The sequence below is a fragment of the Streptomyces sp. NPDC007095 genome (assembly GCF_040634475.1).
GTDB lineage: Bacteria > Actinomycetota > Actinomycetes > Streptomycetales > Streptomycetaceae > Streptomyces.
This window is the reverse complement of record NZ_JBEYFS010000034.1, coordinates 47,942-65,594: the sequence shown is the minus strand read 5'-3', so window position 1 is coordinate 65,594 and position 17,653 is coordinate 47,942. Positions and strand designations below refer to the sequence as shown.

General features: G+C 70.4%; 15 protein-coding genes and 2 pseudogenes. 9 read left to right on the top strand and 8 right to left on the bottom strand.

The genetic code is table 11. The features are described from left to right. Positions 1–169 (bottom strand): annotated as a pseudogene (locus tag ABZ656_RS14510) (SAM-dependent methyltransferase); the annotation flags it as partial. A gap of 152 nt (positions 170–321) precedes the next feature. Between ABZ656_RS14510 and ABZ656_RS14505 the strand changes: the two are divergent. The 5 genes from ABZ656_RS14505 to ABZ656_RS14485 all read left to right on the top strand — a co-directional run bounded on the left by ABZ656_RS14505 (position 322) and on the right by ABZ656_RS14485 (position 5,324). Then, complete coding sequence (locus ABZ656_RS14505; protein ID WP_101407666.1) at positions 322–1,095, top strand: MHYT domain-containing protein; 774 nt, start codon at positions 322–324, stop codon at positions 1,093–1,095. Between the two features lie 62 nt (positions 1,096–1,157). Then, a complete protein-coding gene (locus ABZ656_RS14500) occupies positions 1,158–3,740 on the top strand; it encodes a nitrate- and nitrite sensing domain-containing protein (RefSeq protein WP_360267868.1) in 2,583 nt (860 codons plus the stop codon). Next, complete coding sequence (locus ABZ656_RS14495; RefSeq protein ID WP_101407665.1) at positions 3,737–4,174, top strand: roadblock/LC7 domain-containing protein; 438 nt, start codon at positions 3,737–3,739, stop codon at positions 4,172–4,174. The genes ABZ656_RS14500 and ABZ656_RS14495 overlap by 4 nt, the downstream gene beginning before the upstream one ends. Before the next feature lie 19 nt (positions 4,175–4,193). Further along, the gene (locus ABZ656_RS14490) at positions 4,194–4,589 is read left to right on the top strand and encodes a DUF742 domain-containing protein (protein ID WP_101407664.1); all 396 of its coding nucleotides are present in this window, start codon (positions 4,194–4,196) and stop codon (positions 4,587–4,589) included. Positions 4,590–4,718: 129 nt separating this feature from the next. Next, the gene (locus tag ABZ656_RS14485; protein WP_095856070.1) at positions 4,719–5,324 is read left to right on the top strand and encodes an ATP/GTP-binding protein; all 606 of its coding nucleotides are present in this window, start codon (positions 4,719–4,721) and stop codon (positions 5,322–5,324) included. Between the two features lie 40 nt (positions 5,325–5,364). On the opposite strand, the gene ABZ656_RS14480 is transcribed toward ABZ656_RS14485, so the two are convergent. Further along, entirely contained in the window at positions 5,365–5,793 is a 429-nt protein-coding gene (locus ABZ656_RS14480) for a PPOX class F420-dependent oxidoreductase (protein WP_101407662.1), read from the bottom strand. 93 nt (positions 5,794–5,886) lie between these two features. Between ABZ656_RS14480 and ABZ656_RS14475 the strand changes: the two are divergent. Next, positions 5,887–6,238 (top strand): annotated as a pseudogene (locus tag ABZ656_RS14475) (roadblock/LC7 domain-containing protein). A 128-nt stretch (positions 6,239–6,366) separates the two neighbouring features. Continuing rightward, complete coding sequence (locus ABZ656_RS14470) at positions 6,367–7,341, top strand: DUF6397 family protein (protein WP_101407660.1); 975 nt, start codon at positions 6,367–6,369, stop codon at positions 7,339–7,341. Positions 7,342–7,422: 81 nt separating this feature from the next. On the opposite strand, the gene ABZ656_RS14465 is transcribed toward ABZ656_RS14470, so the two are convergent. Then, positions 7,423–8,289 carry an acyl-CoA thioesterase II gene (locus ABZ656_RS14465; protein WP_101407659.1) on the bottom strand — a complete coding sequence of 289 codons (867 nt, stop codon included), beginning with the start codon at positions 8,287–8,289 and terminating at the stop codon, positions 7,423–7,425. A 19-nt stretch (positions 8,290–8,308) separates the two neighbouring features. Beyond that, complete coding sequence (locus tag ABZ656_RS14460; protein WP_101407658.1) at positions 8,309–10,822, bottom strand: DEAD/DEAH box helicase; 2,514 nt, start codon at positions 10,820–10,822, stop codon at positions 8,309–8,311. 145 nt (positions 10,823–10,967) lie between these two features. Here ABZ656_RS14460 and ABZ656_RS14455 point away from each other — a divergent pair, with 145 nt between their 5' ends. Then, complete coding sequence (locus tag ABZ656_RS14455; RefSeq protein WP_101407657.1) at positions 10,968–11,762, top strand: metal-dependent hydrolase; 795 nt, start codon at positions 10,968–10,970, stop codon at positions 11,760–11,762. A gap of 71 nt (positions 11,763–11,833) precedes the next feature. Here the strand turns inward: ABZ656_RS14455 and ABZ656_RS14450 are convergent, their stop codons facing one another. The 4 genes from ABZ656_RS14450 to ABZ656_RS14435 form a co-directional block, all read right to left on the bottom strand. Continuing rightward, positions 11,834–12,109, bottom strand: a complete 276-nt coding sequence (locus ABZ656_RS14450; protein ID WP_101407656.1) for a type B 50S ribosomal protein L31 — start codon at positions 12,107–12,109, stop codon at positions 11,834–11,836. Positions 12,110–12,142: 33 nt separating this feature from the next. Next, positions 12,143–12,613, bottom strand: a complete 471-nt coding sequence (locus ABZ656_RS14445; protein ID WP_360267859.1) for a DUF5709 domain-containing protein — start codon at positions 12,611–12,613, stop codon at positions 12,143–12,145. A 267-nt stretch (positions 12,614–12,880) separates the two neighbouring features. After that, entirely contained in the window at positions 12,881–14,662 is a 1,782-nt protein-coding gene (locus ABZ656_RS14440) for an ABC transporter ATP-binding protein (RefSeq protein WP_101407654.1), read from the bottom strand. Continuing rightward, positions 14,659–16,512, bottom strand: coding sequence for an ABC transporter ATP-binding protein (locus tag ABZ656_RS14435; protein WP_360267856.1), 1,854 nt, complete (start codon positions 16,510–16,512; stop codon positions 14,659–14,661). Before ABZ656_RS14435 ends, ABZ656_RS14440 begins: the two co-directional genes overlap by 4 nt. Positions 16,513–16,850: 338 nt before the next feature. On the opposite strand from ABZ656_RS14435, the gene ABZ656_RS14430 reads away from it, so the two are divergent. Continuing rightward, positions 16,851–17,597 carry a hypothetical protein gene (locus tag ABZ656_RS14430; RefSeq protein WP_180362713.1) on the top strand — a complete coding sequence of 249 codons (747 nt, stop codon included), beginning with the start codon at positions 16,851–16,853 and terminating at the stop codon, positions 17,595–17,597. The last annotated feature ends 56 nt before the right edge of the window (positions 17,598–17,653 follow it).

Below are 17,653 nucleotides of genomic sequence, written 5' to 3'. Positions count from 1 at the left end.
GCAGCGCCCGCCCGGTTCCGCAGCCCGCGTCGAGCACGCGGTCCCCCTCGCGCAGGCCGAGTTCGCCGACCGCCGCCGCATAGGCCGGCCCGTCGTCGGGGAACCGCGCGTCCCAGTCGGCCGCGCGCGCCGTGAAGAACTCCTGGACATGTGTGTGGTCGTCGCTCATGTTCCGCATGATCTCTCACCGACACGAAGTACGACGCTGTGCACACGTTCGAGCGTCAGGCGATCGATTACGTACCTGTCTGTGTCATATTTCAACACCTTTCGAAATGCGCCCCCTTTGTGCGCCCCTGCGCGGACTAGCGTCCCTGAGCCATGGGACACCTGGACCACGCCGCCTTCGGCTGGCTGACCCCCGTGCTGTCGTACGCGATGGCCTCCATCGGCGCCGCCCTGGGGCTGCGCTGCACGGTCCGCGCGCTCGGCGCCACTGGGCGCTCGCGCCGCAACTGGCTCCTCACCGCGGCCTCCGCGATCGGCACCGGCATCTGGACGATGCACTTCGTGGCGATGCTCGGCTTCAGTGTGAGCGGTACGGAAATGCGGTACAACGTGCCGCTGACCATCCTCAGTCTGCTCGTCGCGATGGTCGTCGTCGGCGCGGGCGTCTTCGCCGTCGGCTACGGCCGCGACCGGGGCCGTGCGCTCGTCCTCGGCGGACTCACCACCGGACTCGGCGTCGCGAGCATGCACTACCTGGGCATGGCGGCGCTGCGGCTGCACGGCGCCGTGCGCTACGACCCGGTGCTCGTCGGGCTCTCCGTCGTGATCGCCGTGGTCGCGGCCACCGCGGCCCTGTGGGCGGCACTCAACATCAGGTCGCCCGTCGCGGTCGCCGCCGCCTCCCTCGTCATGGGTGGGGCGGTGAGCAGCATGCACTACACCGGAATGATGGCGGTGAGCGTGCGTGTCAGCCCCTCCGGGGAGGCTCTTCCCGGGGCCACGGCGATGCAGTTCATCTTTCCCCTCGCCGTCGGCCTCGGGTCCTATCTCTTCCTGACCTCGGCATTCGTCGCGCTGTCCCCGACAGCCCGCGAGCGCGAGGCATCCGCATCGGCCCAGCGGCCGGTCGAGAGCGTCGCCCGTTAGTGGCGGGCCCGAGCCACGACGGCTCGGACGACACGCCCCGAACCACTCCGAGCGAGGAGGCCATGCGTACACCCCGTAGGACCCCCGCAGCCGGCGCCGAGCCGCCGGCCCCACCCCCGCAGCGCGGTCGCCGCGCCCACGCGGGACCGCCCGCCGACGAGTACACCGACCCCGACGAGGACGCCACAGGGACGCCGTCAGAGGCATCCGCGCGCGCGGGACGATGGCGTGTACGCCCCCGTACGGTGCGGGCCAAGATCGTCTGTCTGCTCATGGTGCCGGTCGTCTCGCTGCTCGCCCTGTGGGCGTACGCCACGGTGAGTACCGCCCAGGACGTCGCGCGACTGCGGCAGTTGCAGCGTGTGGACTCCACGGTCCGAGCCCCGGTCGACGACGCCGTCGCCGCGCTCCAGGCCGAGCGCGTGGCCGCCGTCCGCCATGCGACCGACCCGTCCGCCGAGCCACAGAGCGATCTCAAGACGCTGGCGGAACGCACCGACCGTGCCGTGGCGAAGCTGCGACTGGGCGCCCACAACACCGTCGCCGACGGCGCCGGCCTGCCCGCCGGAGTGGCCGGACGGCTCGACGCCTTCGTCAAAGGGGCCGAGAGCCTGGGGCCCCTGCGCGCCGCCGTACTGGAGCGCCGTGCCGGATGGGAAGAGGCATACGGGCAGTACACCAGGACCATTTCGGCGGCCTTCGCGGTCGGGGGCGCCCTCACTGGTATTCAGGATGCCGACCTCGGCTCCGACGCGCGCGTACTCCTCGAATTCTCCCGGGCCGGCGAGGCGCTTGCCCAGGAGGACACCGTGCTGTCCGGTGCCCGGCTCGCCGGCACCCTGGACGGTGAGCGACTGCGGCTGTTCACCGGGGCGGTCGCCACCCGCCGGACCCTGACCGACGCCGCCGTCGCGGATCTGCGCGGACCCGAACAGGCCTCTTGGCGCGACCTCGTGACGGGGAGTGCGTACGCCGACGTACGCGCCGTCGAGGACAAGGTGCCCGCGTCAAGGCCCGGCGGAAACGCCGTCGACGCCGCATCGAAAGCCGACTGGAACACCGCCCACGCGCGTGTGCAGGACGCTATGCGCGCCATCGAGGCGAAGGCGGGCCGGGGTGTCGCGGACCGGGCCGACCCCCTGACCCGCGGTCTGCTGACACCCGCCGGCGCCGCTGTCGTATTCGGTCTCGCCGCCGTCGCCGCGTCGCTCGTGATCTCCGTACGCATCGGACGCGGCCTCGTCGTCGAACTGGTGCTCCTGCGCAACAGCGCCCTCGAGATCGCTCGACGCAAGCTGCCCGAGGCGATGCGCAAGCTGCGCGCGGGGGAGGAGATCGATGTCCGCGCGGAGGCTCCGCCAGGACCACCCTCGGAGGACGAGACCGGACAGGTCGCGGAGGCCCTGGGCACCGTGCACCGGGCCGCCCTGCGCGCCGCCGTCGAACGCGCGGAACTGGCCAGCGGGATCTCGGGAGTCTTCGTCAATCTCGCCCGGCGCAGCCAGGTCCTCGTACACCGCCAACTGAGCCTGCTGGACAGCATGGAGCGCAGGTCCGAGGACCCGAACGAACTGAGTGACCTCTTCCGGCTCGACCACCTCACCACCCGGATGCGGCGCCACGCGGAGAGCCTGATCATCCTCTCCGGCGCCGCACCCGGCCGGGCCTGGCGGATGCCGGTCTCGCTGACGAACGTGGTCCGCGCGGCCGTGTCCGAGGTCGAGGACTACGCGCGCGTGGAGGTACGACAGCTGCCCGAGGCAGCGGTCGGCGGCGCCGCCGTGGCCGACCTCACCCACCTCCTGGCGGAAATCGTCGAGAACGCGGCGCAGTTCTCCCCGCCGCACACCCGCGTCCGCATCACCGGCGAACCGGTTGGCAACGGCTACGCAGTGGAGGTCGAGGACCGAGGGCTCGGCATGGGCAAGGAGACACTCGACGAGGCCAATCGGCGCATCGAACAGTCCGAGGCGCTGGACCTGTTCGACAGCGACCGGCTCGGTCTCTTCGTGGTCAGCAGGCTCGCGGCCCGGCACGGCATCAAGGTGCACCTGCGCACGTCGCCCTACGGGGGTACCACCGCCGTCGTCCTGCTGCCGACCACGCTGCTGCACGGAGGCGCGGCGGAACGTTCCCCGCGCAAGGCGGACGACGGAAGGCCCGACGAACGCGAGTACGCGCGTGTGTCGGCCGCCCCGGAGCACGACTCCGTCCAGGCGCCCATCGAACGACCCGCACTCGTGCCCCTCGTGCAGACCGCTGTCGAACCCCCAGCGCACGGCTCGTCGGAAGCCCCCGTGAACGTCTCGTCCGAAACCCCTGTGAACGGCTCGCCGGAAACCCCACCACCTGGAGTCACCACTTTGCGGCTGCACCGCCCTCCGGACGACTCCGAAGGGTCCGACGACCTCCCACGGCGCGTACGGCAGGCGAGCCTCGCGCCCCAACTGCGTGCACAGCGAACCGAGGAGCCGGCACATGTGGCGGCCCACCAGAACGACGACACACGCACGCCCGAACTCGTACGGGACCGTATGGCGGCCTACCGCGACGGCTGGGCGCGCGGCGGCGGCAGAACATCCGGTCGCGGCGCCACTCCAGCCCCCGATGCGGGCAGCGACAGCAGTGAAGGAGACCCCGCATGATCCAGGAACCGAGCATGAGGGCCGCCCAGCGATCCGGCGAACTCGACTGGCTGCTGGACGACTTGGTGCTGCGTGTCGCCGAAGTGCGGCATGCGGTGGTGCTGTCGAACGACGGACTGGCGGTGGGTTCCTCCACCGGCCTCAGGCGCGAGGACGCCGAACACCTGGCCGCCGTCGCCTCGGGCTTTCACAGTCTGGCCAAGGGCGCGGGACGCCACTTCGGCGCCGGGGGCGTACGTCAGACGATGGTGGAGATGGACGACGGCTTCCTGTTCGTCGCGGCAGCGGGCGACGGCTCGTGCCTCGCCGTCCTCACCGCGGTCACGGCCGACATCGGCCTGGTGGCCTATGAGATGGCGCGGCTGGTCAAGCGCGTCGGCGAACACCTTTACACGCCGCCGCGGGTCGCCGCGCAGCCGCCCGCCGCCGGATGACCGAGGGCGGGCGGCGCAGATGACCGAGGACCTCGCGGGCAGCCAGTGGTACGACGGCGAAGCGGGACCGCTCGTCCGTCCCTACGCGATGACGGGCGGCCGCACCAAACCGGGCCCCACCGGAGTGCGCTTCGATCTGATCGCCCTGGTCACCCTCGACAAGGGCGCACCCGGAGTCGACGAGGACTCCCTCCTCGGGCCGGAACACCGGGCCCTCATCGACCTGTGCCGCACGGAGACGCAGTCCGTGGCCGAACTCGCCGCGGGCGCGGACCTGCCGGTAGGCGTGGTCAGAGTGCTGCTCGGCGATCTGCTGGAACTGGGCTGCGTCACCATCAGCCGCCCCGTGCCGCCCGCACAACTGCCCGACGAGCGGATCCTCCGCGAGGTGATCGAGGGACTGAGGGCGCTCTAGATGAACGACGCGGCTCTACATATCCAGGTGAACGACGCGACTCCACGCACGCGCACACACGCACCGACGCATACCCGGCATCGTTCGGCCGGCGCCGACCGCTGCCGCCACTCCCGAGAGAAGTGATCGATGGTCTCCGAGAACTCCGACGCCTCGGCCGACGAAACGACCGCCCTGGCGTTGAAGATACTGGTCGCCGGCGGGTTCGGCGTGGGCAAGACCACCCTGGTGGGCGCGGTCAGCGAGATCAGGCCGCTACGCACAGAGGAACTGCTCAGCGAGGCGGGTCAGTCGGTGGACGACACCGACGGCGTGGACCGGAAGGTCACGACGACCGTCGCCATGGACTTCGGACGCATCACCATCCGGTCCGGCCTCTCCCTCTACCTCTTCGGCACACCGGGCCAGGACCGGTTCTGGTTCCTGTGGGACGAGCTGTCGCAGGGCGCGCTGGGAGCCGTCGTCCTCGCAGACACCCGCAGGCTCGAGGACTGCTTTCCCGCGGTGGACTACTTCGAGCACCGGCACATCCCGTTCGTGGTGGCCGTCAACTGCTTCACGGGCGCCCGCGCCTACGGCGCCCAGGACGTGTCCCGCGCCCTCGACCTCGACCGGGGTACGCCCGTGGTGCTTTGCGACGCCAGGGACCGCGACTCCGGGAAGGAGGTGCTCATCCGGCTCGTGGAGTACGCCGGACGGGTGCACACCGCCCGGCTGCTCGACTCCGTGGGTTGAGGCCAGGGAAAAATCGGGCCGAGACCTCCGAAGGAGAGACCTAGGCCGCCATCGAAGCCCAAGCCACGACCTTCTCGATCCTTACGCGGACGAGGAGTTCCCCCGGCACGCCGTTGCGTTTCCCGAGCTCCTCGGCCCGGTCCTCACCCATGTAGCGTGCGCCGATCCGAGCTGCCCAGTGACGCAGCTCGGCCAGATCCTCCGACAACTCGGCACGACCCTCCACCACCACGAAGTCGAAGGGCGGCTGGTCGTCGTCCACGCAGAGGGCGACCCGCCCGTCGCGGGCCAGATTCCGTCCCTTCACACTCTCTTTCGCGGTGTTGAAGACCACGTGGTCGCCGTCCAGCAGAAACCAGATCGGCGCCACGTGCGGGCTTCCGTCGGCGCGGACGGTCGACAGCTTTCCGGTGCGGGTGCCCAGGGAGACGAAGGCCCGCCATTGCTCATCGGTCATCTTCTGTGCCATGCGCCCATCCTGCTTGCCCGGAGGGCGGCCGTGGGGAAGGCTGGCTGGTCGGATCCTCCAGCCAGGGGGAAAAGCATCACGGGGAGATGGAGCATGGCGCAGAACACGGGGCTCGGCTGGCTGCTCGATGACCTGACCGAGCGCAGGACTTCGACGTGAGGACGCCGAGCACCTCGCGGCGGTCTCGTCGGGCCTGCACAGCCTGGCGAAGGGTTCAGGTCGCTACTTCGGCGCCGGTCAGGTGCGCCAGACGATGATCGAGTTCGACGACGCGGTACTTTTCGTCACCGCGGCGGGCGCGGGCAGCTGTCTGTGTGTTCTCAGCGCCGCGGAAGCCGACATCGGCCAGGTCGCCTACGAGATGACACTGCTCGTCAACCGTGTCGGCGAACACCTCGGCGTGGACGTACGCCAACCGGAACGTCCGTCTTCTGTAGACCTCTGAGCTGCGGATACGTCATCGCGGTCAGAGTTATCCACAGGCTCGCCGCGAGATCCGCCGAACCGGCTACGGTTTTTCTCGAAGCAAGCGCCCGACGGCGCGAGCACCTCACTCCACGGGGGAGAACCGTCATGTCCGGCAACACCATCACGCAGTCCACCGCCTCGCAGTCCACCACCTTGCAGGCCACGGCAGCGAGGGCCGCCACATCGTCGCTCGGGCGCGCCGCGCGAGAACTGGAGCTCAAGCGCGGTGAGTTCGACCTCGCCCTGCATCTCGGATGCGTCCGCACCGTTCCCGACGAGGGGGGAGGCGGACGCCGCGTCACCCGTGCGGAGATCGAGCGGGTGCGCTCTGAGGACGGCTTCCCGGACGCATTGCGGGAACGCATCAAGGCCGTCGGCACCACGGAGGGCGCAGCGCTCATGGGCGTGACGGCCGCCAGGTTCACGCGCTTCGCGCGCTTGGGCCTGGTGGTCCCCGTGAAGTTCTATCTGAACCGGTACAGGGTTGTGGTCTGGCTGTACCTGGGTGAAGAACTTCGCCAGTTCGGGGCGGACGAGCAGAACGCTCCGCTGCTGAAGGGCCGTACACCCGAGGGACTCCGCGATCAGCTGGAAGCCGGCCTGGACCTCCGCCCACGCAACTGGCGGGGCCGGCACATGGGATTCCTGCTGCGGCAGACCGAGGACCCCTGGGCGCGGGCCGCGATCGTGGCCTCCCTGCTCGACCCCGTTCAGGTGGCCGAGATTGTCAGGGACCCGTACGAGCGCGCGTATCTGAACCGCTTCCGGCCCGAGCGGGCCGCCCACGGCGCCGCGCCGGACACTCCCGCCGCGCACCTCGTCTCGCGCATCATGACGGCCGAGGATCCCGACGAGATCAGCTGGCTCCGTGCCGACCTGGGCCAGGCACTCGTCGAGGCCCGAGAGCTCCGCCCCGCACCCCGCCCGACCCCCAAGGCCCCGCTGACGCCGGTCTCCCCTTCGGCCGCGGCGGCTCCGGCCTCGCGACCGCTGGAAGCCGCCCTCGACGACCGGGCCCCGAGCATGGAGCCCGAGCGGCCACGGAGGCGCCTCGGGTGGCTGCGCCGCAGAAACCCCTGACAGGGCGCTCCTGCCCGCGACGCCCTGACGAGTCCTCCCCGGACGGCTTCTTCCCGAGGGGCCGCGTCCATTCCTGCATCCTTACAGCGCCCGGAAAAGCCCCTCCTGGACGACCGAGACGAGCAGGCGTCCCTCCAGGTCGTAGATGCGCCCGCGGGCCAGCCCACGCCCGCCCGTCGCGATCGGCGACTCCTGGTCGTACAGGAACCACTCGTCCGCGCGGAACGGCCGGTGGAACCACATCGCATGGTCCAGCGAGGCCATGTCGTAGCCGCGCGGACCCCACAGCGGCTCCACCGGGATGCGGACGGCGTCCAGGAGGGTCATGTCGCTCGCGTAGGTGAGGGCGCACGTGTGCACGAGCGGGTCGTCTCCCAGTGGCCCGACGGCACGCATCCACACCGCGCTGCGCGGCTCCGCGTCCTTGATCTCCTCCGGGGTCCAGCGCAGTCCGTCCACATACCGGATGTCGAACGGCTGACGGCGCGCCATGCGCTCCAGCGACTCGGGAAGTGCGCCCAGATGTTCGGTTATCTCCTGCGAGACCGTCGGCAGCGACTCCGGGTGCGGGATCTCACGGGCCGGCGGCAGCTGGTGCTCGAAGCTCCCTTCCTCAGGCTTGTGAAAGGAGGCGGTCAGATTGAAGATCGTGCGGCCCTGCTGCACGGCGGTGACGCGACGGGTGGTGAACGACCGCCCGTCCCTGACCCGTTCGACCTGGTACACGATCGGCACGCCCGGCCGGCCCGGGCGCAGGAAGTACGCGTGCAGCGAGTGCACCGGCCGGTCGCCCTCGGTGGTGCGCCCGGCCGCCACCAGGGCCTGGCCCGCCACCTGGCCGCCGAAGACCCGCTGCAGTTTTTCGTCCGGGCTGCGGCCACGGAAGATGTTGACCTCGATCTGCTCCAGGTCGAGCAGGTCGACGAGCCTCTCGGCTGGGTTCGTCATGTGTGGGATTCTCCTGTGCTCACAACTGACCGACGTCGGTGACCTTGACGACCGCGCGACCCTCCGCGTCGGAGGCCACGAGGTCGACCTCCGCGCTGATGCCCCAGTCGTGGTCACCGTTCGGGTCGGCGAAGGTCTGACGGACGCGCCACAGACCGTTCTGCGGCTCCTCCACGATCGACAGCAGCTTGGGGCCACGGGCGTCGGGGCCTGTGCCGAGGTCCTCGTACTCGTCCCAGTACCTGTCCATCGCCTCGCCCCAGGCGTCGGCGTCCCAGCCGGACTCGCCGTCCATCTCGCCGAGTTCGTCGACGTTGTCGAGTGCGGCGAGTTCCACGCGGCGGAACATCGCGTTGCGGACGAGGACACGGAAGGCGCGGGCGTTCGACGTGACCGGCTTGACCTGGTCGGCCCTCTCCTGGGCCTCCTCGGCCGTCATCTCCTCGGGGTTGGCGAGCTGCTCCCACTCGTCGAGGAGGCTCGAGTCGACCTGGCGCACCAGCTCGCCCAGCCAGGCGATCAGGTCCTCCAGGTCCTCGGACTTGAGGTCGTCCGGGACGGTGTGTTCAAGCGCCTTGTAGGCACTCGCGAGGTAGCGCAGGACAATGCCCTCAGTACGGGCGAGCTCGTAGTGGGAGACGAACTCCGTGAAGGACATGGCCCGTTCGTACATATCACGGATGACGGACTTCGGCGACAGCGGATGGTCACCGACCCACGGGTGGCTCTTGCGGTAGGTGTTGTAGGCGTGGAAGAGCAGCTCCTCCAGCGGCTTGGGGTACGACACGTCCTGGAGCCGCTCCATGCGCTCCTCGTACTCGACGCCGTCCGCCTTCATCGCCGCCACGGCCTCGCCGCGTGCCTTGTTCTGCTGGGCCGCGAGGATCTGCCGTGGGTCGTCCAGGGTGGACTCCACGACGGACACCATGTCCAGGGCGTAGGAGGGGGACTCGGGGTCCAGCAGCTCGAACGCGGCGAGCGCGAAAGTCGACAGCGGCTGGTTGAGCGCGAAGTCCTGTTGCAGATCCACGGTGAGGCGCACGATGCGGCCCGTGGCGTCCGGCTCGTCGAGCTTCTCGACGATGCCGCCGTCGAGGAGCGAGCGGTAGATCGCGATCGCCCGCCGGATGTGCCGCAGCTGCTGCTTGCGCGGCTCGTGGTTGTCCTCCAGCAGATGCCGCATCGCCTCGAAGGCGTTCCCGGGCCGGGCGATCACCGCCAGGAGCATGGTGTGGGTGACCCGGAAGCGGGAGGTGAGCGGCTCGGGATCGGAGGCGATGAGCTTCTCGAAGGTGTTGTCCGTCCAGCCGACGAAGCCCTCGGGAGCCTTCTTGCGGACCACCTTGCGGCGCTTCTTCGGGTCGTCGCCCGCCTTGGCGAGCGCCTTCTCGTTCTCGATGACGTGCTCGGGCGCCTGCGCCACCACGAAGCCCGCCGTGTCGAATCCGGCGCGCCCGGCACGGCCGGCGATCTGGTGGAACTCACGGGCACGGAGCGTGCGCACCCGGTTGCCGTCGTACTTCGTCAGCGCCGTGAACAGCACGGTGCGGATCGGGACGTTGACGCCGACGCCGAGGGTGTCCGTGCCGCAGATGACCTTCAGCAGACCGGCCTGGGCCAGCTTCTCCACCAGCCGCCGGTACTTGGGCAGCATGCCCGCGTGGTGCACGCCGATGCCATGGCGTACGTACCGGGAGAGGTTGCGGCCGAACTTGGTGGTGAAGCGGAAGTTGCCGATCAGCTCGGCGATCTGGTCCTTCTCCTCGCGCGTGCACATGTTGATGCTCATCAGTGCCTGCGCCCGCTCCACGGCCTGCGCCTGGGTGAAGTGGACGATGTAGACCGGAGCCTGCTTGGTCGCGAGCAGCTCGGTGAGCGTCTCCGTCAGCGGGGTCAGCACGTATTCGTAGGAGAGCGGCACGGGCCGGGTCGCCGAGCGGACCACCGACGTGGGCCGTCCGGTGCGCCGGGTGAGGTCCTTCTCGAACATCGAGACGTCGCCGAGCGTCGCCGACATCAGGATGAACTGCGCCTGTGGCAGTTCCAGGATCGGGATCTGCCACGCCCAGCCGCGGTCAGCCTCCGCGTAGAAGTGGAACTCGTCCATGACGACCTGGCCGACGTCGGCGTGCTTGCCGTCCCGCAGCGCGATGGACGCCAGCACCTCGGCGGTGCAGCAGATGATGGGGGCGTCGGAGTTCACGGAGGCGTCGCCGGTCAGCATCCCGACGTTCTCGGTGCCGAAGATCTTGCACAGCTCGAAGAACTTCTCCGAGACGAGTGCCTTGATCGGCGCCGTGTAGAAGGTGACCTCGTCGCGGGCGAGCGCGGCGAAGTGGGCGCCCGCGGCGATCATGCTCTTACCCGAGCCGGTGGGCGTCGAGACGATCACGTTCGCACCCGAGACCACCTCGATCAGCGCCTCCTCCTGATGGGGGTAGAGCGTGAGACCGCGTTCTCCGGCCCACGACTCGAAGGCTTCGTAGAGGGCGTCGGGATCTGCGGTCTGCGGCAGCTGATCGATAAGGGTCACGCCCCCATCTTGCCTGTCAACCCGCTCGATGGGGGAATCGGATGCTCGTCCGAAGATCACGACCGTTACGCTGTGGCGCCGACGAAGCGTCAGCGTATGCGGGCAACTGGACAGCGGCGAAAGAAGAATGGGGCGGGGAACGGCCATGATGGGACCAGCACACTCACTCTCGGGAGCCGCGGCCTGGCTCGGCGTCGGAGCGGCGGCGGCCGCCGCCGGTCACACGATGCCCTGGCCGGTCCTCCTCGTCGGCGCCCTGATCTGCGCGGGTGCCGCGCTCGCCCCCGACCTGGACCACAAGGCGGCGACGATCTCGCGGGCCTTCGGGCCCGTCTCACGGACCCTGTGCGAGATCGTCGACAAGCTCTCGTACGCCGTCTACAAGTCGACCCGCAAGCCGGGCGACCCACGGCGCAACGGCGGCCATCGCACGCTGACGCACACCTGGCTGTGGGCGGTGATGATCGGCGCGGGCACCGCGGCCCTTGCGATCACAGGTGGCCGCTGGGCGGTCCTGGCCATCCTCTTCGTGCACATGGTGCTCGCGATCGAGGGCCTGCTGTGGCGGGCCGCCCGCGGCTCCAGCAGCGACGTCCTGGTCTGGCTGCTGGCGGCGACCAGCGCCTGGATCCTCGCCGGAGTCCTGGACAAGCCGGGCAACGGCTCGGACTGGCTGTTCACCGCACCGGGCCAGGAGTACCTGTGGCTCGGACTGCCTATCGTCCTGGGAGCCCTGGTACACGACATCGGGGACGCGCTGACGGTGTCCGGCTGCCCGGTCCTGTGGCCCATCCCGATCGGCCGCAAGCGCTGGTACCCGATCGGCCCGCCCAAGGCGATGCGCTTCCGGGCCGGCAGCTGGGTGGAGCTCAAGGTGCTCATGCCGGTCTTCATGCTGCTCGGCGGAGTGGGCTGCGCGGCGGCGCTCAACGTCATCTGAGCGAGAGCGTCAGCCCCGCACGCCCGAGGAGGAGTGCCGGCTCCTCGCGCCCGAGCGCGGGGGGCACCCCCTCACGCCGTCCCGTCCTTGCCCGCTTCCTGCCCCGCACCGCCGTACCGCCTCTCGAACTGTGCGATCCGGCCCTCCGAGTCCACGGTCCGGGCCTTGCCCGTGTAGAAGGGGTGACTCTCCGAGGAGATCTCGACGTCGACGACCGGGTAGGTCTCGCCGTCGTCCCACTCGATGGTCTGGTCGCTCGTCGCGGTGGACCGGGTGAGGAAGGCGTACCCGGCGGCGCGGTCGCGGAAGACGACGGCGCGGTAGTCGGGGTGCTTGTCCTGCTGCATGGGTGCTCCTTGAGGGAGAGGTGCGGGGGCCGGTCAGCCGGACGCGGTGTCCTCGTCGACGATGTGCATCGCGGCCTCCTCGGCCGAGGCCGCGGCGCCGTCGATGCCGACGTCGGTGGCGATCAGCCCGCTCTCGTCGTCCTCGTGCGCTCCTTCATTGGGGGCGACGAGACGACCGGAGCGGCTGGCGCCCACTTCGTTGTCCCAGGGTTCGCCGTCGGTGCCCTGGCAGTCGCCGATGCCGTCTCCATCCGGCTCGGTGACGTCGGGCATCTCCTCCGCGAGGCGCTGGTCCAGAGTCTCGCCCTGTCGGCGCTCCGCGGCGGTCACCCCGGAATGCTCCACCGCCCACGGCCGCTCCGGCGGGGACCAGCCCCGGTCGAGCGGGTCACCGACACCGTCGGAGAGCAGGGTGTCCTCGGAGTCGAGCAGCCCCGCGTCGTCCTGTACCTCGGATCCGTCGGGCTGGTAGACGTCGTCTCCCCATCCGTCGACGCTGTTCACGGGTACCTCCAGGTGATGCGGGCGAGCCCGATCCCACCGCGCTCGACGGCGGGCGCGCGGGCCACTCGACACAGGCTTCGCCCTTCGCGAACCGGGTGGTTCCCGGGCGTTCCCCGAGCCGGTGCCGTTATCCAGCCTTCCACTCCGGTTCGGCACTGCGCAACGCCACACGGTCCGAGGCGGTGCGGGCGCGCCCACGGAGGCAGGTCCCGGGCGCCGGTGCGACCGCTGCCGCACACGAGCGCGGACCGCACCGGCAGGCCACCCTCACCCGTGCCAGGACCGCCACAACGCCGCGTAGGCACCGTCCGCCGCGACCAGCTCGTCGTGACTGCCCAGCTCACTGATCCGGCCGTTCTCCACGACAGCGATGACGTCCGCGTCGTGGGCGGTGTGGAGCCGGTGGGCGATGGCGACCACGGTGCGTCCGTCGAGGACGCGGGCCAGCGAGCGTTCCAGGTGACGGGCCGCGCGCGGGTCGAGCAGCGAGGTCGCCTCGTCCAGGACCAGGGTGTGCGGATCGGCGAGGACCAGCCGGGCCAGGGCGATCTGCTGAGCCTGGGCCGGGGTGAGCGCGAGCCCGCCCGAGCCGACCTCGGTGTCCAGACCGTCGTCCAGCGCCCGCGCCCAGCCCTCCGCGTCCACCGCCCCGAGCGCCGCCCACAGCTCGGCGTCGACCGCTCCCGTCCTGGCGAGCAGCAGGTTGTCGCGCAGGGAGCCCACGAAGACATGGTGCTCCTGGTTGACCAGGGCCACGTGGGAGCGGACCGCCTCGGCGGGCATCCGGGACAGTTCGGCACCGCCGAGCGTGACGCGGCCGTCCCGGGGTGCGTAGATCCCGGCGAGCAGCCGGCCCAGCGTGGACTTACCCGCTCCGGACGGTCCGACCAGCGCGAGCCGGGTGCCCGGGGCGACCTCCAGGGAGATCTCGCGCAGCACGTCCACCCCGGCCCGGTAGCCGAAGCGCACCTCGTCCGCGCGCACGTCCCGTCCGTCCGGGACCATATCCGGGTCGCCCGCGTCCGGCTCGATGTCCCGGACGCCGACCAGTCGGCCCAGCGACACCTGGGCGACCTGCAGCTCGTCGTACCAGCGCAGGATCAGGCCCACCGGATCGACGAGCATCTGCGCGATGAGCGCGCCCGTCGTCAGTTGCCCCACACCGATCCAGCCCTGAAGGACGAAGACCCCGCCGATCATCAGGACCGAGCAGAGGATCACCACGTGCGTGACACCGATGACCGGGAAGAGCACCGTGCGCAGCCAGAGCGTGTAGCGCTCCCAGGCCGTCCACTCCTTGATCCTGCGCTCCGACAGCTCGATGCGGCGCTCGCCCAGGCGGTGCGCCTCGACGGTGCGACCCGCGTCCACGGTCTCGGCGAGCGCGGCGGCGACGGCGGCGTAACCGGCGGCCTCGGAGCGGTAGGCGGACGGTGCGCGCTTGAAGTACCAGCGGCAGCCGATCAGCAGGATGGGCACGGCTACCAGTACGGCGGGGGCGAGCGGCGGAGCGGTCACGGCGAGCCCGCCGAGCAGCAGGGCCACCCACACCACGCCGATGGCGAGCTGTGGTACGGCTTCGCGCATCGCGTTGGCGAGCCGGTCGATGTCCGTGGTGATGCGGGACAGCAGGTCGCCCGTGCCGGCCCGCTCGAGGACGCCGGGCGGCAGCCCGACCGACCGTACGAGGAAGTCCTCGCGCAGATCGGCCAGCATCCGCTCGCCGAGCACGGCCCCGCGCAGCCGCACCTCGCGTACGAATACGGCCTGTACGACGAGTGCCACGGCGAACAGTGCGGCGGTGCGCTCCAGATGGAGCTCCCGCGCGTGGTCCGAGACCCGCTCGACGATCGAGCCCAGCAGATAGGGGCCGGCCATCGAGGCCACCACGGCCACCGTGTTGGCGGCGATGAGCAGCAGGAAGGCCCGACGGTGCCGTCGGAAGAGTTCGGTCACGTAGGCGCGTACGGTCGCGGGGGCACCGACGGGCAGGGTGTGCGCCGTCGTCGGGGCCGCCGGGTCGTAGGCCGGTGGCGCCAGGCCGATCATGCGGTCTCCTCGATTTCTTCCAGTTCCTTCAGTACGCCGCTCAGGTCGGCCTCGTCCTCTTCCCGCACATGGCTGTGCGCGGCCCTGTCTTCTTCCCGCACACTGCTCCGCGCGGCCTCGTCATCGGTCTCCCGGGTCACCACGGCCCGGTACCGCGGCTCACCGCGTACCAGCTCGCGGTGTACGCCGACCGCCACGACCTCGCCCTCGTGCACCAGAACGACGCGGTCCGCGTGGTCCAGGAGCAGAGGCGAAGAGGTGAAGACGACCGTCGTGCGCCCGGTGCGCAGGGCGCGCACGCCGTCGGCGATCCGGGCCTCGGTGTGCGAGTCGACGGCGGAGGTCGGCTCGTCGAGGACCAGCACTTCGGGGTCCGTGATCAGAGACCGGGCCAGGGCCAGGCGCTGGCGCTGGCCGCCGGAGAGCGAGCGTCCGCGTTCGGTGATGCGGGCCTCCATCGGGTCCCCGGCGTCCAACGACGCCTGGGTGAGCGCGTCCAGGACGTCGCCGCACTGCGCGGCGGTCAGTGCGGCCTCGGCGCTGACGAGACCCGAGGAAGGCACGTCGAGCAGGTCGCGCAGCAAGCCGGACAGCAGCACTGGGTCCTTGTCCTGGACGAGGACGGCCGTACGGGCGGAGTCCAGCGGCAAGTCGTCGAGGGGTACGCCTCCGAGGAGCACCGAGGTGCCCCCCTCCGTGGGGTGGCCACCCAGCCGCGCGGCGAGCACACCCGCCGCGTCCGGGTCGCCGCACACCACGGCGGTGAGCCGCCCGGCGGGCGCGAGCAGTCCGGTCGCGGGGTCGTACAGATCGCCGGACGGCACCTCGGCCGAGCGCGATCCGCCGCTGTCCATGGCCCGTTCCAGGGACAGCACCCGGGCGGCGCGCTTGGCGGACGGGCGGGAGAAGGAGTAGGCCATCGCGATCTCCTCGAAGTGTCGCAATGGGTAGGTGAGCAGCATGACCGCGCTGTACACGGTGACGAGTTCGCCGACCGTGATCCGGCCGTCGCGGGCCAGGTGAACGCCGCGCCAGATGACGGCGATCATCAGCAGGCCGGGCAACAGCACCTGGATGGCCGAGATCAGCGACCACATCCGGGCGCTGCGCACGGCCGCGTGGCGGACCTCCTGGGAGGCGCGGCGGTAGCGGTCGAGGAACAGTTCCTCGCCGCCGATGCCGCGCAGCACGCGCAGGCCCGCGACGGTGTCAGAGGCCAGCTCGGTGGCGCGGCCGGCCTTCTCTCGCTGGAAGTCCGCGCGCCGGGTGGCACGGGGCAGCAACGGCAGTACGGCGAGCGCCAGGACGGGCACACCCAGCGCGATGAGTACGCCGAGCGCGGGCTGGTAGACGACCAGGCCGACACAGACCAGCACGACGGTCAGGGCGGCCGCCGCGAACCGCGACAGGGCCTCCACGAACCAGCCGATCTTCTCGACGTCGCCGGTCGAGACAGCGACGACCTCGCCGGCCGCGACACGTCGCGTCAGGGCGGAGCCCAACTGGGCGGTCTTGTGGGCCAGCAACTGCTGGACGCGCGCGGCAGCGGTGATCCAGTTGGTTACCGCGGCCCGGTGCAGCATGGTGTCGCCCAGCGCGATGCAGGCGCCGCACAGCACCAGCAGCCCACCGGTCAGGGCGAGTCGGGTGCCGGAGCGGTCGACGACGGCTTGGACGGCGAGGCCGACGCAGAACGGCAGCCCGGAGACGGCCACGAAGTGCAGCAGCCCCCAGGCAAGGGCCTTGAACTGCCCTCCGAGCTGATTCCGGCCGAGCCACCACAGGAATCGGGGACCCGAGCGCGCGTCCGGCACACCCGGGTCGGGATAGGGAAGGTCTTGAATCTGCATGACGTCCCAGTGGCTCGTGTAAGGGGTGGGGTCAGGGAATGGGGCCGGGGCGAAGCCGTGGAGTTCCGGCGACCGACCGACCGTGGGGGGTCGGCAGCAAACCGTGAAAGGTTCGCGTCATGGTGCGACCGGAGGCAAACGATTTTTCATCCCAGACATGTATTCAGGACAGAGGGCCGGGATGTGAGTTCGTGGGACAGGAGTTCGGGGCAGGGGTGCCGAGACAAGGCTGGGACCACCTCCGGCCCATCGAAGGTGTGCCCGGAAAGACAACACCTGACCGAGAAGTCGGGGGGGTAGGGGTTATTCGTCCGATACGTGATGCAACGATGGGGCGCATGCGAAAAGACAGTGCGAGGCGTACGGGGTTCACCGCTGTGGCGTGCGGTGCCCTCGCTGTGTTCCTGTCGGCCTGCGGTGGCTCGGGAGGGGGGAGCGGCGCGGTGAAGGACCACGGCGGAGCCGGTGCCAAGGGCGAACAAGCCCCCGCACGCACCGTCGATCTGACCCGGATACCGGAGGTCGGCAACCGCCTGCAGGCCCGGATCCCGTCCGACTCCCACCAGGTGGTGGCGGTCTACGGCGAGGGCAGGGACTCCGCCGACTCCACGGTCGTGCTGTACGCGAAGTCCGGTTCCACCTGGGAGGTGCGGCGTTCCTGGCACGCGCACAACGGGACGAAGGGCTGGACCACCGACCATCACGAGGGCGACAAGCGCAGCCCCGTCGGGGTGTTCTCGCTCACCGACGCGGGCGGAGTGCTCGACGACCCGGGCGCACTGCTCCCGTACGACCACTCGGCGGCTTATCAGGCTCCCCGCGACTGGGCCAGGTCGCACTGGCACGACTTCGACTACGTCGTCGCCATCAACTACAACCGACGCGAGGGTACCCCGCCGGACAACCCGGACCGCCCCCTGGGCCAGACGAAGGGCGGCAGTATCTGGCTGCACATGGACCACGGCAGCGGTACGTCCGCGTGTGTCAGCGTGCCCAAGTCGGCCATGGAGTATCTCCTGCGGACGCTCGACCCGCATCAGCACCCTGTCATCGTGATGGGGGACAAGGCCGATCTGAAGGTGTAGCGGCCGTGGCCGACCGGGCCGCCCCGCCTGGTGCGGTCACCGAGTGCCCATTGCGG